Origin of the sequence: Nocardia sp. NPDC019219 (genome assembly GCF_040632645.1) — a bacterium.
Classification (GTDB): domain Bacteria; phylum Actinomycetota; class Actinomycetes; order Mycobacteriales; family Mycobacteriaceae; genus Nocardia; species Nocardia sputorum.
Genome location: NZ_JBEYCG010000005.1, coordinates 157919 through 173544, shown reverse-complemented (window position 1 = coordinate 173544; position 15626 = coordinate 157919). Strand labels below are relative to the sequence as shown.

Sequence of the window (15626 nt, the reverse complement as noted above, 5' to 3'; positions counted from 1 at the left end):
CGCACGACAACCGTGACAGTCGAGTTCCGAAGGTTGAACCGCATGACCGAATACCGTTCGTTCGTCGATGTCCTGCTCAGCCGTGGCGACACCCACTCGGCGCGCACGGCTTACCGCTTCCTGCGGACGGGGGATGCCGACGGTCCCGTCGACGAGATCACCTACGCCGCCGTGTCGGTCCGCGCGCGGGCGATCGCCGCCACCTTGCAGGATCGCGGCATCCGCCGGGCGCTGCTGCTGTATCCGTCCGGATTGGATTTCATCGCGAGCTTTTTCGGCTGCCTGGCCGCGAATGTCGTCGCCGTGCCCGCACCGCTGCCGCAGCTGGACGCGCGGTCCCTGCGGCGGTTGCGGCACATGGTGACCGATGCCGGCGTCGACGCGGTGCTCACCACCGGGCAGATCCGCGCCGACGCGGCGGCGGCGGTCGAGCACCTTCCCGAGCTGGGCGCGCCGGCCTGGCTGGCCACCGACGAGATCCCCGACGACGCGGCGGCCGCGTGGCGCAGGCCCGCCGTCGGTCCGGACTCGGTCGCTTTCCTGCAATACACCTCGGGTTCGACGAGCGCGCCACGCGGCGTCGTGGTCACCCACGCGAACCTGCTGCACAACGAACGCGCGATCGCCACGGCGCTGGGCCATACGCCGGAGGTGCTGGCGTCGCTGCCCGACGCGCTGTTCGTCAGCTGGCTGCCGATGTACCACGACATGGGGCTCATCGCGCCCGTGCTGCAGACGATGTTCGTCGGGGCGAACGCGGTGCTGTTGTCGCCCAGGCACTTCCTGGAGCGCCCCGAGCGCTGGCCGCAGGCGGTGTCGGCGTTCGGCGCGCACACCAGCGGCGGACCCAACTTCGGCTACGAGCTGTGTCTGCGCCGGATGACGTCCGAGCAGATCGATCGGCTCGACCTGCGAGGCTGGCAGGTGGCGTTCAACGGCTCGGAGACGGTGCGTCCGGCCACCGTGCGCCGGTTCGCCGACACCTTCGCGAGCGCGGGGTTCCGGGCGGAGTCGTTCCAGCCGGTCTACGGTCTGGCCGAGGCGACGCTCATCGTCAGTGCCGCCGAACTCGGCGCGCGGCCGACGGTGCTCCTGCCGCCGGGCCGCTCCGAATTGGTCGGCGTGGGGCGTCCGGCCGACGGACTGTCGATCGTCGTCGTGGACCCCGACCGCCGCACCGAGTGCGCCGACGGCGTCGAAGGCGAGATCTGGGTGTCCGGAACCAGTGTCGCTGCCGGCTATTTCGGCAACGAAGCGGCCACCGACGAGACTTTCCACGCCCGGCTCGACGGTGCTGATCGGGCCTTCCTGCGCACCGGGGATCTGGGTTTCCTGTCCGGCGGCGAGCTGTTCGTCACGGGCAGGCGCAAGGATCTGCTGATCATCGACGGCAAGAACCATTACCCGCAGGACCTGGAGCTGACGGCCGAAACGGCGCACGACGCCGTCCGCGCGGGCTGCGTGGCGGCGTTCTCCGTGGACGAGGGCATCGAGGGGGAGCTGCCCGTCGTCGTCGCGGAGGTGCGCACCGAGGACCCGGCCGAACTCGCCGACGCCGACGACGCGATCCGCGCGGCGATCGGCGCGGAGCACGGGCTCACGCTGCGATCGGTGGTCCTGATCCGGCCCGGCGCGCTGCTGAAGACCAGCAGCGGCAAGGTGCAGCGGCAAGCCTGCCGTGCGGCCTATCTCGACGGCGAGTTCTCCCCGGTGCTGCCCACGGGCGGTGAGTTCGACGAGCTCGGTGCGCCGGCGAGCACGTCCTCGGGCGCGGCGATGACCGCCGAGGAATTGCAGAACTCGCTGGTGGAGATCATCGCCCGGTTGGCGTATCTCGATCCGGCGCGGATCGATGTGCACCGTCCGCTGGTCGAATTCGGCCTGGGCTCCGCGGACCTCGTCGAGCTCGTCGTGGAGTTGTCCGACCGGGTCGGACGGACCCTGGACACCAATTTGTTCTTCGAGCACCCGACCATCGCGCAAGTGGTCGCGGCGCTGCACCGCACCGAAGCCGAGACCGCGCCCGTCGCACGCCAGGAGCGCACCGACGACGCCATCGCGATCATCGCGATGGCCTGTCGTTTCCCCGGCGGCGCCGACGATCCGGAATCGCTGTGGCGCCTGCTGGACGACGGACGCGACGGCCTGTCGAAGGTGCCGCCGGGGCGCTGGAGCGTCGACGGGCTCTACGACCCGGATCCGGCGGCGGAGGGCAAGGCGTACACCTTCCGCGGCGGGTACCTCACCCAGGTCGACGAGTTCGACGCCGCGTTCTTCGGCATCGGCCCGCGCGAGGCGGCGGTGATGGACCCGCAGCAACGGCTGATGCTCGAACTGAGCTGGGAGGCGATCGAACGCTCCGGGCGAGACCCGAGACAGCTGCAGGGCAGCATGACCGGCGTCTACTTCGGGGTGTACAGCACCGGATACCTCGCCGACCCGGCACCGCAGCAGCTGAACGGGCAGGTGGGCACCGGTCTCTCGCCGAGCGTGGCTTCCGGCCGGGTCGCCTACACCCTGGGCTTCCACGGACCCGCCGTCACCCTCGACACCGCGTGCTCCTCCTCGATCGTGGCCATGCATCTGGCCGCGCAGGGCTTGCGCGCGGGCGAGTGCGATCTCGCCCTGGCCGGTGGCGCGACACTGCTGATGGGCCCGACCGCGCACGTGGAGTTGTGCAAACTCGGTGTGCTGTCGCCGTCGGGACGGTGCGCGCCGTTCTCGGCGGGCGCGGACGGCACGGTCTGGGCCGAGGGCGCCGGGCTGGTGTTGTTGAAGCGTCTCGACGACGCCCGGCGCGACGGCGACAAGGTGCTCGCGGTGTTCCGCGGCTCCGCGATCAACCAGGACGGCCGCAGCCAAGGGATCAGCGCCCCCAACGGGTTCGCGCAGGAGCAGGTCATCAATGCGGCGTTGCGCTCGGCGGGGCTGACGCCCGCGGACGTGGACTACGTGGAGGCGCACGGCACCGGCACCGCCCTCGGCGATCCGATCGAAGCGCGCGCGCTGGCCCGCGTCTTCGGTCCCGGCCGGGAGCCGGAGCGTCCGCTCGGGGTGGGCTCGCTGAAATCCAATGTCGGCCACACCCAGGCGGCGGCCGGCATCGGCGGGGTCATCAAGCTGGTCCTCGGGCTCCAACACGAGCGGATACCGGGGATGGCCCACGATGGGCCGCCTACCGCGCAGATCGACTGGGACGGTAGCGGGTTGGCCGTGCGAACCGAGTCGATGCCGTGGCCTCGCGGCGCCCGGCCGCGCCGCGCCGGAGTCAGCGCGTTCGGGCTCAGCGGCACCAACGCCCATCTGATCCTGGAGGAGGCGCCCGCACTCGACGACAGCTCCGGCGAGTTCGACGACGCGCCGGAGGACATCCGGGTGGCCCTGCTGCCGATCTCGGCCCGCAACCGGGCCTCGTTGCAGGGTCAGGCGCGCCGTCTGCTCGAGCACGTCACCGATGACCCCGCTCTGACCCCCGCACCCGTATCGCGTTCCCTGGCGGTGCAGCGCACCCCGTTCGAATGGCGCGCCGTCGTCGTCGCGGGCGACCGCGACGACATGCTGTCCGGTCTCGGCGCTCTGGTCGAGCAGCGTGCTGCGCCCGACGTCGTGGTCGCTGTGGACGCGGCGCTCACCGCGGGCAAGACGGCGTTCGTCTTCCCCGGCCAAGGCGTGCAGTGGGCGGGGATGGCGCGGGACATGCTGGCCCGGTCCGAAGTGTTCCGCGCCGAATTCGCCCGCTGCGACGAAGCGTTCCGCCATCGCACCGGATGGTCGCTGGCGACCGCGCTGTTCGGGCTCACCCCGGCGCAACTGGGCGACTTCACCCTCGTGCAGCCGCTGCTGTTCGCCACCATGGCCGCGCTCGCGGCCACCTGGCGTGCCGCGGGCGTCCTCCCGGATGCCGTGATCGGGCACAGCCAAGGCGAGATCGCCGCGGCCTACGTCGCGGGCGCGCTGACGCTCGACGAGGCGGCGCAGGTGGTCGTGGCCCGCAGCCGACTGATGGCGGGCATCGCCGAGGAGGGCGCGATGGCGATGGTCGGCCTGCCCGAGCAGCGGCTCGCGCAACGCCTGGCCGGGGCCGAGGCGGTGTCGGTTGCGGCGGTCAACGTTCCCGGCTCGACGATCGTGGCCGGAGCCCGCCACGCGGTCGAGGCGCTGGTGCGGGATCTGGCGGACGAACAGGTCGAGGTGCGGGTGCTGGCCGCGGGACCGGCGCTGGCGGGACATTCGGCTCTGCTGGAACCGATCCGCGAGCGACTGCTGGACGAACTGGCCGGGTTGACCGCCGCGTCGCCAGTCGTTCCGTGGTACTCCACCGTGCTGGGTGAGCAGCTGACGGACGACTCCGCCGACGGCGGCTACTGGTACCGCAATGCCCGGGAACCTGTCCGGTTCGCCGACACGATCGAGCGCATGATCGGCGACGGGTTCCGGTATTTCGTCGAACTGGGCGTGCATCCGCTGCTGACCACCGCCGTGCGGGCCGTCGCGGAGCAGACCGGTCGCGAGGTGGTCGCCGTCGGTTCGCTGGTGCGCGAGCAGGACGGGCCGCGCAGCCTGGCCCGCGCCCAAGCCGCGCTGTGGGTGGCGGGCCGCGACCTCGACTGGTCGCGTCTGGTGCCCGCGCGCGGCCGCGTCGACCTGCCGACCTATGCCTTCGACCGGCGGCGGTTCTGGACCGAATCGGCGTCCGAGGACGCCGCCGCGCTCGGGTTGCAGTCCGCGGGCCATCCCTTCGTCGGCGCCGTTGTGCCGCATCCTGGTTCCGGTGGCGTGACGCTCACCGGCCGGATCTCGCTGCGGACCCATCCGTGGCTGGCCGAGCATGCCGCGCCCGCCGCGGTGCTCCTGCCCGGAACCGGTTTGGTGGAACTGGCGATCCGCGCCGGTGACGAAGTGGCCGCCGCAGACGTGCGCGAACTCGTCCTGCACGCCCCGCTGGTGCTTCCGGAGGATGCGGCGGTGCAGCTCCAGGTGACGGTCGGGGACGCCGACGCGACCGGCGGCCGTCCCGTTTCGATCCATTCGCGCCTGGAACGGGATCTGGACACCTCGTGGACGTTGCACGCCCGCGGGATGCTGGCGCAGGAACAGGTAGCCGATGCCGGTCACCTCGACGCCGCCGTATGGCCTCCGGCCGGTGCGGCGGTCGTCGACGTGGACGCCATGTACGCGCGGCTGTCCGGGCGGGGGCATCGGTACGGGCCGATGTTCCGGTCGGTGCGAGCGGCGTGGCGGCGCGGCGCGGACGTCTTCGCGGAGGTGGCCCTTCCGCAGTCCGCCCACGGCGACGCCGCGCGGTTCGAGATCCATCCCGCGTTGCTCGACTCCGCGCTTCACGCGGCGCTGCTGCTGAGCGCGGACGAAAGCGATTCGGCCCTGCTGCCGTTCGCGTGGGCCGGGGTGAGTTTGCACGCCTCCGGTGCGACGGCTCTACGGGTCCGCATCTCGAACGACGGCTCCGAGGGGGTGCGCGTCTCGGCGAGCGATCCCAGCGGCCGCCCGGTCGTGTCGGTGCGATCGTTGGTGCTGCGGCCCGCGCCCGCGGCCCGGTTGCTCGACGGGGCGCTGTCCGCCGCGCACCGCACCTTGTTCCGGCCGGAATGGGCGGCCCTTCCGGCACCGGTGACGGTCCGGCCGGTCACCGCGGTGCCCTGGTCGGCGCTCGGCCCGGAACACCACGCCCCGGAGGCGGTGCTCATCGATGTCGCCGAGGGCGATTCGATCGACGCGGTGCACGCGGCGGTACGGCAGACACTCGAAGCCTTCCATGCGGCATTGGACGACCCGCGCCTGGCCGCGGCGACCATCGTGGTGCGCACCCGCCGGGCGATGGCGCTGCCCGGCGAGGACGTCCCGAACACCGCGGGAGCCGCGGTCTGGGGCTTGGCTCGGGTGGCGCAGTCGGAGAATCCGGACCGCATCGTGCTGGTCGACAGCGCTGACGCCGACCTCGATATCGCGACGGTGCTGGCCTCCGGTGCGGCACAGGTTCTCGTGCGCGACGGAGCCCTGTACGCGCCGCGGCTGGCGCGGCCGCCGATGACGGGCGATGCGCCGGGACGCCCGGAGTTCGGCGACGGCTACGTGCTCGTCACCGGAGCGCCGGGACGGCTCGGTTCACTACTGGCCCGGCATCTGGTGCGGGCCTACGACGTCCGCAAACTGCTGCTGGTCAGCCGCCGCGGCGCCGACGGCCCGGGCGCCGACGAACTGCGCGCCGAACTGACCGGTCTCGGAGCGGACGTGGTCTTCGCCCGCTGCGACGTCGCCGATCGCGCCGCGCTGGCGGAGGTGCTGCGTGGACGCACGCTCAGCGGTGTCGTGCACGCCGCGATGGTGCTCGACGACGGCACGCTGGGCTCGCTCACGCCCGAACGGCTCGCGGCGGTGCTGCGCCCGAAGGTGGACGCGGCGCACCATCTGCACGAGCTGACCGAGGACATGGATCTCGCGTGCTTCGTGCTGTTCTCGTCCGTCGCGGGCGTTCTCGGCAATCCCGGCCAGGCGAACTACGCCGCCGCCAACGCCTACCTCGACGCCCTGGCCACGCATCGCGTCGCACAAGGACGCACCGCGCAATCGCTGGCATGGGGTCCGTGGAGCCTGGACATGCACGAGGTGCTGGCGGCGGCCGACATCCGCCGCATGGAACGCTCCGGCGTGCGGGCGCTGTCCGCGCACGACGGCTTGGCCGCGTTCGACGCGGCGCTGCGGCGCACCGAGCCGGTGCTGGCGCCGATGCGGATCGACGCCGACGCGATGCGGCGCGCGCCGTCCGTTCCGGTGCTGCTGCGCGGGCTGATCCGTCCGCCGTCGCGCCGCGCTGCCGTCCATCGCGAGGCAGGCGATCCGTCGATGCGGTCGCGGTTCGCCGAGCGGCTGCGCGGCCTGCCGCCGGGCGAGGCGACCGCGCTCGCGGTGGAGGTGGTGGCGCGCCGGGCCGCCGACGTGCTGGGACATACCGGCGCGGACGCCATCACACCCGATCGGTCGTTGCAGGGGCTGGGCATGGACTCGCTGATGGCGGTGGAGTTGCGCAACCGGTTGCGCGACGACACCGGCATCCTCGTGCCGCTGAGCGAGATCTTCGCCCATCAGAGCCCGGTGGCGCTGGCGGAATACCTCATCGGCGAGGCAGCGCGCACGGACACCGCCGAGCCCGCCGCGCGCCCGCCCGAGCAAGATGTCCCCGAGGTCGTCACCCTGCCCGTCACCCGGGACCTGATGCGGCTGCTGCGCACCGCCCAGCAAGGCGTTCCGAGTGCCGCGCAGACCGGCGGGCTGGCCATGCGCCTGCACCGGGCCGTCGACCACGCCGAACTGGACGCGATCCTCGCCCGCCTCGCCGGGCGGCACGCGGCGCTGCGCACGGTCGTGGTGCCCAGCGCGGAGCACGGCACCCGGCTGCAGGTGCGGGCCAGGCCGGGCGGGCCGCTGCTGCGCTGCACGGCCGTCGATCGGCTCGACCACACCGCCGCGCGCACCAGGTTCGGCGAGCTGATGCGCGAGCCGTTCGACCTGGCGCAGGGGCCGCTGTGGCGGTTCGAGCTGCTGACCTCCGATACCGGCGAGCAGACGTTGATCTTCGGCGCGCACCACGGCATGTGCGACGTTCAATCGATGGTGCTGGTCGCCGCGGAGATCGACGCCGAACTGTCCGGCACGCCGTACCCGGACATCCCGTCCAACAAGGACATGCACGATCTGCTCGCCGCGCAGGCGCCGCAGACCGAGCCCGATGCCGAGTGGCGTGCGGAGTTCGCGGGCTGCCGCCGCCTCGACCTCACCCTCGCCCGGCCCCGGCCCGCGCAGCGCAGTCACCGTGCCGGAGAAGTACTGCTGGACCTGCCCGCCGGGCTCGGGGACGACGTGGCGCGGCGCGCCCGCGAACTGGGCATCACGCCCGCGGCGCTGTTCCTCGGCACGCTGACGGTGCTGCTCGCCCGGCGGCAGGGCACCGATCGTTTCGCGCTCGCCGTCCCCGTGGACACCCGCATCCACGCCGACGCGCCGACGGCCGTCGGCTATTTCGGTGTGCCGGTGCCCTATCCCGCCACCGTCGAGCCCGGCGAGTCGGTCGACGACCTGCTGCGCCGGACCGGCGACCGGCTGCGCAGGCTGCTGGTCCCCGGAGCCGGGTTCTCCGACGTGCTCGCCGCGCTCGCCGCGGAGGGCCTGTACCGGGACAACGCGCCGCTGGTCGAGGTGTACTTCAACTACCTGCGGGCCGCCGCGCCGGGCCGGCGCGCGGACATCGTCCCGGTGGGAACCGGGTACTCCGATCTCGACCTCATGGTGGCCGTGCTGGCCGACACCGGTCGGATCTGGTTGACCTACAACGCCGACATCATCGACGACGCGTCCTGCACCCGCCTCGGGCACGACTATCTGGCGCTGCTCGGCGAGGTCGTCGAGCAGGCCGGGTTGCCGGTGCGCCCGCAGTCGAGCGCATCGCGTCCCGCCGTACCGCACGGTGTCGCGTTCGGGGCCACGTTCGCGTTGGGCAAGTTGCCGGATCTGTACAGCGCGGCCTCCGCGCACGGCCACGGCGCGGACGGGCCGACCGTCCTCGAAGCGCCCTACCACCACGTCCTGGCCGGACTGCGCGACCCGTCGGGAGTGTTCGCCCAGCCGTCGACCGCGCTGGGCATCGTGCTGGTGCGGGCGGCGGACCTGGAGCGATTCGGCGCCCTGTCCGACGATGCGCTCACCGACCTGGCCGCGCAGTATCCCGCCGGCGTCCGGGAAGCGGCCGAGCGCGCCCGGGGGCCGATCATCGTCGGATTCCTTCCCGCGCCCGCCCTCGACGAGCGACTGGCCCGGTGGGAGCGGCGCACCGCCGAGCGGATGCGGGAGATCCCCGGCGTCGCGGTGCTCACCGAGTCCGACTGGACCCGCGATCACCGGGTGGCGAACCGTTTCGACGAGCGGACCGACGCGCTGGCGCACCTGCCGTTCACCGAGGAGTTCCAGGCCGCGGTGGCGCTGACGCTCGCCGACGTCGCCCGCGTCGCCCTGCTGCCCGCGCCGAAGGTCGTCGCCGTGGACGGCGACGACACGTTGTGGAGCGGCGTCGTGGGCGAGATCGGGCCTGAGGGCGTCACCTTCGACGCACCGCGGCTCGCGCTGGCGCGGCGGCTGCGGCAATGGCGTGCTGCGGGGACTCTGCTCGTGCTGATCAGCAACAACGACGAGGAATCCGTCCACGCGGTCCTGGACCGCTCCGACAGTCCGCTGCGCGCCGCCGATTTCACCGTCGTCTCCGCCGGATGGGATGGCAAGGCCGAGCGGCTCGCGCAGGCCGCGCGCGCGTTGCGGCTCGCGCTGGACGACGTGGTCTATCTCGACGACAACCCGGTCGAGATCGCGAAGATGCGCTCGCGGCTGCCGGAGGTGCTCGCGGTGACCTGTCCGCCGGTCGGCGAACTGGAGGCGTTCCTGACCCGGTTGTGGCCGGTGACGCCGGTGGCGGTCACCGCGGAGGACGCCGGGCGGGCGGAGTTCTACCGGCACGAACGCGAGCGCGACGTGGCCCGCGAGCAACTGGACTTCGCGCAGTTCCTCGACAGCCTGCAATTGGAGGTGACCGTCGAGCGGCTGACCGACCGCACGCGGGCGCGCGCCGCCCAACTGGTCCGGCGCACCAGCCAATTCGCGATGAGCGCCGGTACCGAGCAGGATGTGGACCACTGGCGCGCGGACGGCGAGGTGTGGACGGCCGCGGCGCGGGACCGGTTCGGTGACTACGGAACCATCGCCGTGCTGGCCCTGCACGCCGACGGGACCGTGCTGCGGGTGCTCGGCTGGCATCTCAGCTGCCGCGCCCTCGGCCGCGGCGTCGAAGAACGCCTGCTGAGCTGGCTGGCGGACCGTGCGGCGGCGCTGGGCTGCGCGACGGTGCGCATGACCGTCCACCGCACCGCCCGCAATGTGCCCGCCCGCCGGTTGGCCGCCGCGCTGGGCGGCGGTGACGTCGACGCCGAGCGGCTGGAGCCCGAGGTGCCGCTGGATCGCCTGCGGACGTTCCGATCCTGGGCGCAATGACCATGTCCGACAAGGAGTTTGCTATGCGCGGCGTGAACGGCGAGTACCCGCGAGCGGATCGGCGCGACCTCGCCGAGGCCATCGAACGCGGCGGCGGTCTGGACGTGGCCTCCTTGCTGGCGCGCGCCGGTGGCGCGGCGCGCACCGCGCCGCCGGCCGTCGAGCGTCCCCGGGAATGGGACGTCGAGTCGCTCACCGCGGCGGTCACCCGGGTGGCGAACCGGTTCACCGCCGAGACCGTCGGGCCGGACACGGACTTCTTCGACGGCGGCGGCACGTCCGTCGCCGCGGTGCAGTTCGTCGCGGCGCTGGCCGGCGAGCTCGGCGTGCACCTCGAGCTGGACGACGTGTTCGCCGACGCCCGTCCGCGCAGGCTGGCCGAGCGCTGGCTGGGCTCCCCGACGACCGGACAGGCCACCACCGTGGCGGCCCCGGAGACCGTGGACGAGCAGCTCGCGCAGATCATGTCCGATGTCGCCGGAGCCGACCGGCTGCCGTTCGTGGACCCGCCGCAGCGCGTCGTCCCGCGTCGTGTGCTGCTCACCGGCGCCACCGGCTTCCTCGGCAGCCATCTGCTGCTGGACCTGTTGCGCGGCAGCGATGCGCACGTCGTCTGCCTGATCCGCGCGCAGGACGAGGCGGCCGCCCTCGACCGGCTGGCCGCGGCGCTGACGCGGTTTCTGCTGCCGTGGTCGGCGGAGGTGCGCAGGCGCGTGACGGTGCTGACCGGCGATCTGCGCGAACCGTGTCTCGGGCTGTCCGAGGAACGCTGGGCCACGCTGGCGGAGGAGATCGACGCGATCGTCAACGTCGGCGCCGCGGTCGACTTCCTGCGCGGCTACCCGTCGCTGCGCAGCGGCAACGTCCTCGGCCCGCTGACCCTGGGGCGGCTGGCGGCGACCGGCAGACCGAAACCGCTGCACCACGTCTCCTCGATCGCGGTGTTCAACGAACTCGGCATCGCCGCGATGGGCGAGGACGACCCGGTGGCGAACGTCGGCAAACTCGTGATCGGCTACGACCGGACGAAATGGGCCGCCGAGGCGGTGCTGCGGCGGGCACGCGAACACGGTGTGGTCGTCACGGTGCTGCGCCCCGGCGGCATCGGCGGACACCGCGAGACCGGCGCGCACAATCCCCGCGACCTCAACAGCGGCATCATCGCGGCGCTGTCGCGGTTCGGCACCGTCCCCGCGCTGCGCAATCTGCATGTGGCCCCGGTGGATTGGGTGAGCAAGGTCGCGGCGGCGATCGTGTGCGCACCGGACGCGTGGGGCCACAACTACCATCTCACCGGCACGCCGACCACGCTGGAGCAGATGCTCGGCGAGTCCGCGGCGATCGGCCTGGACATGCGGGTGCAGCACTGGGCGGCCTGGTGCGACGAGGTGGTGGAACGGATCCGCACCGAGCCGGTGCCGGAGCTGGAATCGCTGGCGCAGGTGCTGCAGAGCCCCGTCGCCCGGCACCCGCTGGAGACGATGGCCTCCGCGCCCGCCGCAGGGGACGAGCGCACCCGCGCTTTCCTGCGCGCCCACAATCTGCCCGAGCCGGTCCGCTACGGTGCGCAGTCACAACGCAAGACGCTGGAGATGCTCGCGGGCGCCGGCTTGGCGCGGCTGCCGCAGCCGGAGGACACACCCTACCTGTGGTTCACCGAGACGCTGGTGGGCACGCTCGGGCCCGTCGACGCGACCGCCGACACCTCCTGCGCGCTGACGCTGCGGCTGTCCATCGCGAGCACCCACCAGCTGGTGGCCGGACGCACGGTCGACGTCAGCGGCGAGATGCGCTGCGCCCGGTTGCACGACGAACCGCTCACCGTGTCCGGAGCGCTGTCGGTGCGTCCGCACGACGGCATTCCGCTGCGGCACGGATGGCAGCATCCGCTGATGCACTACCGGCTGTCGCTGCGCGATGCCGAGGGCGGCGCGTGGTGGCTGTCCGGGTACAAATACGCCGAGGCGCGCCGCACCCTCGTCCGGCAGGCGCGCACGCTGACCGTGGAACTCGGCCGCGCGGGCGAACCGGCGAGCCTCGCCGGCGAGGTCGCCGTCCCGCTGGAGACCTACCTGCGCGATCAGATCGACGGCATCCAGGTGGATCCGCGCTTGTCCGAGCGGCAGCGGCGGACCGCGAAACTGTTGTGGCTGAGCTGGTTCGGATCCCAGCTCGGCAAGGGCCTGCTGGAGCCGGCGTTACGCGTGGGCACCGAGCTGCTGGATCTGCGCCGGAACGCGAAGGAGTCGCGCTGATGCTCACCCCCATCCGCCCGGGCGCCGCGCCCGCCGTGGAGGAGATCCCGTTCCAGGCCGCCGACGGCATCCGGCTGGGCTTGCGCCGTGTCGTCGTCGACGACCCCGACCGGCCCGCGGTCCTGCTGGTCCACGGCCACGGGGTGTCCTCGGACATGTTCCTGCTGCCCGAGATCCGCAACGTCGTCGACGCGCTGCTCGACGCCGGATACCAACCCTGGCTGCTGGATTGGCGCGGCAGCTGCCGCCTGCCCTACAACGCCGCCGGTCCGCGCTTCAGCTTCGACGACGTGGCCCTCTACGACCTGCCCGGCGCCGTCGAGCAGATCCGCGCGCGCATCGGCGACCGGCCGCTGTTCGTGGTCGCGCACTGCGTCGGCGCCCTGGCGCTGTCGATGAGCCTGGCCGCGGGACTGGTACCGGGCCTCGCCGGGGTCGTCGCCCAGGGTGTCTTCCTCACGCCCAAAGTGAGCAACTCGGTGCGGATGCGCGTGCTCGTGGGCGGCGAACTGCTCGGCTCCCGCGTCCACCACGTCGAGTCGGACTTCCGCAAAGTGGGGCTGTGGTCGCGCAAGACGCTGCTCTACGCCCTGCTCACCAGGAAAGGCGAATGCACCGATCCCACCTGCCGGATGGTCCACGGCGGCTGGGGCATGGGCGTGGAGCTGTTCGTGCACGACCATCTCGATCCGCGCACCCACGACCGGCTCGCGGAGCTGTTCGGGCCGATCCCGGTCCATGTCCTTCCGCAGTTGCGGCGGATGGAGCTGGCGCACGCGGTGCAACGCTGGAACGACAACGACGACCGCTACCGCGCGCTACCGGAGAACGCGCTCGACCATGCCGATCGGATCGACTGCCCGGTGCTGCTGCTGTCGGGCAGCCGCAACGAGGTCTGGCTCGATTCGAACAAGCTGTGCCACGACGTGCTCAACGCCCGGCATCCCCAGTTGGACGTCCGCTACGTGGAGGTCCCTTCCTACGGTCATCTCGACACCTTCCTCGGTCGCGGCGCGGCCCTGGACGTGTACGGGCACATCCTCGAATTCCTCGACGACTGTGGGCATCACCTCCCCCGATCGCAGGGCGCCGTGTGAGCGCACCGAACGGCGACGGCCGTGCCCTGCGCATCGCCATGTTCGCGGACTTCCACCCCGCCACCCTCGGTGGCATCCAGACGTCGATGCGCGCGCAGCGCACGGCGTTGGAACGGCTGGGGCATCACGTCACGGTATTCACTATTCCCGCACCGCGATCCATGCCGCCGGACCCGGATATCGTCCTGCTGGCGACCACGGCCGGATTGACGGTGAACGGCTATCCGGTCGCCCTGCCCACCCGCGGGAACGCACGTCTCGTCGACGCGGTGTTCGCCGAGCGCGGTTTCGACGTCGTGCACGCGCAGACCACCTACGGCGCGGGCGTCATCGGGTTGCGCGCCGCGCGCCGCCACGGCCTTCCGGTCGTGCAGTCCATGCACAGTCGCGACGACTCGTTCATCGAACGCAACGCCCCGTTCCCCTACCTCGCCGCGCTCACCACGCGCGTCCTGCACGGTGCGTTCGTCGGCCTGCGCGAGGCGATGCCGCGCCTGCCGGAGAGCCGCACCGCGCGGCACGCCTGGCGGCCGCTGGTCGCCCAGGCGCAAGCCGCGGACGAAGTCGTCGTGCCGACCAGGCATTTCGCCCGGCGGCTGGCCGCGCATGGCGTGGACCGGCCGATCCACGTGGTGTCCAACGGAGTCGACGACGATCTCGTGCGCGCTCTTCCCGAGCACTCCCGCGGCCGCGATCGTGAGCTGCGAGTGCTCTGGTGCGGCCGGTTCTCCGCGGAGAAGCGGCCACTGGACGCCGTCGAGGCGGTGCACCGGGCCGCGGGCTGCACCCTCGACATCTACGGTGCGGGAGCGCTGGAGGCGCGTCTGCGGGCGGCGGTCGACCGGCTCGGGCTGCGCGAGCGGGTGCGGCTGCACGGCGAGGTGAGCCAGGTGGAGTGCCTGGCCGCCATGCGCTCCCATGACGTGCTGCTGTTCCCGTCCGCCGGGTGTGACACACAGGGCATGGTGCTGCTCGAGGCGGTCGCGACCGGCATTCCCGTGCTGCACTGCGACCCCGACGTCACAGAAACCGTCCCCGAAGGCGGGGAATGGCGCGCTTGTGATTCCTCGACCGGCGCACTGGCCGAGGCGCTGCGCGTGCTGACGGAGCAGCCGGACCGGCTCGACGCCATGCGGGAAGTTCTCGCCCGCCACGCCGGCCGGACGCTGCAGTCCCGCTTCACCGAACGCCTGGTGGCGGTCTATACCGAGGCGATCACGGCGGCTTCGTCAGGCCGGTTGCCGTAGCGGCAGGCCCGCGGCCGCGTAGATGGCATCGATGACGGTCATCGTCGCCACCGCGTCCTCCGGCGCGGTGAGCACCGGCTCGCCGTCGCGCACCGCCGCGACGAAGGCGTCGAGCTGATACGCGTAGGTGCTGCGGCGTGAGATCTTCTCCGTACGCCTGCCACGCTCCGAACGCACCCACAGCCTGCGCGGCAATTGCGGCGCCACCGGGTTGAGCAACCGCAGTTCGCCGCGCTCACCCACCACGCGCGCGCCGATGCGCAGCACGTCCGACGACCACATCGAGCAACGCACCCGGCCGGTGTGACCGGAGGGGAAACGCAGCTCGGCGCTCATCGCGCGGTCGATGCGCGGGCCGCGCAGCTTCGCGGTGGCCGTGACGACCTCCGGTTCCTCGCCGCCGAACACCCTCGCCATGTGCACCGCGTAGCAGCCCGCGTCCATCAGCGCCCCGCCGGCGAGCGCGTAGTCGTAGCGGATGTCGGAGAATCGCGGCAGCGGAAAGCACATCGCGGCCTCCACCCGCACCAGCTCGCCGAGTTCCCCGGAGGCGATGATCTGCTCGGCCCGCCTTGTCATCGGGTGATAGCGGTAGTGGAAGGCCTCCATGACCACCCGATCCGACCGCACTGCCAGCGCCGCGACCTCCTGTGCCTCGGCGGCGTTGGCGGTGAACGGCTTCTCGCACAGCACGTGTTTGCCCGCGCCGATGGCCTCTTTCGTCCACCGGCCGTGCAGGCCGTTCGGCAGCGGGTTGTAGACGGCGTCGATATCGGGCGCGGCGATCAGCGCGGCGTAGCTGTCGAAGACCTGCTCGATGCCGTGCTCGCGCGCGAACGCACGGCCGCGTTCCGGCTCGCGCGCGGCCACCGCGGCGACCACCACGTCCGGGTGCGCCCGCGCGGGGCGCACGACAGCGGCGGGGGCGATGCGGGCGGCGCCCAGGATGCCGATCCGCAGAGGTTGCGTCATGGGCG

General features: G+C 72.4%; 5 protein-coding genes. 4 read left to right on the top strand and 1 reads right to left on the bottom strand.

All coding sequences use genetic code 11. The features are described 5' to 3' along the window. Positions 1-42 precede the first annotated feature (42 nt). Genes ABZ552_RS12285 through ABZ552_RS12270 form a run of 4 tightly spaced genes read left to right on the top strand, consistent with a single transcriptional unit; the run spans position 43 to position 14649 of the window. Positions 43-10050: an HAD-IIIC family phosphatase gene (locus ABZ552_RS12285; protein WP_357436999.1), complete on the top strand. Its 10008-nt coding sequence runs from the start codon at positions 43-45 to the stop codon at positions 10048-10050. After that, on the top strand, positions 10047-12305 hold the full coding sequence (locus ABZ552_RS12280) for a thioester reductase domain-containing protein (RefSeq protein WP_357436996.1): 2259 nt from the start codon (positions 10047-10049) through the stop codon (positions 12303-12305). Before ABZ552_RS12285 ends, ABZ552_RS12280 begins: the two co-directional genes overlap by 4 nt. Next, positions 12305-13402 (top strand): alpha/beta fold hydrolase, encoded by a 1098-nt coding sequence (locus tag ABZ552_RS12275; RefSeq protein WP_357436993.1) that lies wholly within the window; start codon positions 12305-12307, stop codon positions 13400-13402. The genes ABZ552_RS12280 and ABZ552_RS12275 overlap by 1 nt, the downstream gene beginning before the upstream one ends. Further along, complete coding sequence (locus tag ABZ552_RS12270) at positions 13399-14649, top strand: glycosyltransferase (RefSeq protein ID WP_357436990.1); 1251 nt, start codon at positions 13399-13401, stop codon at positions 14647-14649. Before ABZ552_RS12275 ends, ABZ552_RS12270 begins: the two co-directional genes overlap by 4 nt. Here ABZ552_RS12270 and ABZ552_RS12265 read toward each other — a convergent pair. Further along, on the bottom strand, positions 14632-15621 hold the full coding sequence (locus ABZ552_RS12265) for a Gfo/Idh/MocA family oxidoreductase (RefSeq protein ID WP_281880591.1): 990 nt from the start codon (positions 15619-15621) through the stop codon (positions 14632-14634). The two genes, ABZ552_RS12270 and ABZ552_RS12265, sit on opposite strands and share 18 nt — an antisense overlap. Between the last annotated feature and the right edge of the window lie 5 nt (positions 15622-15626).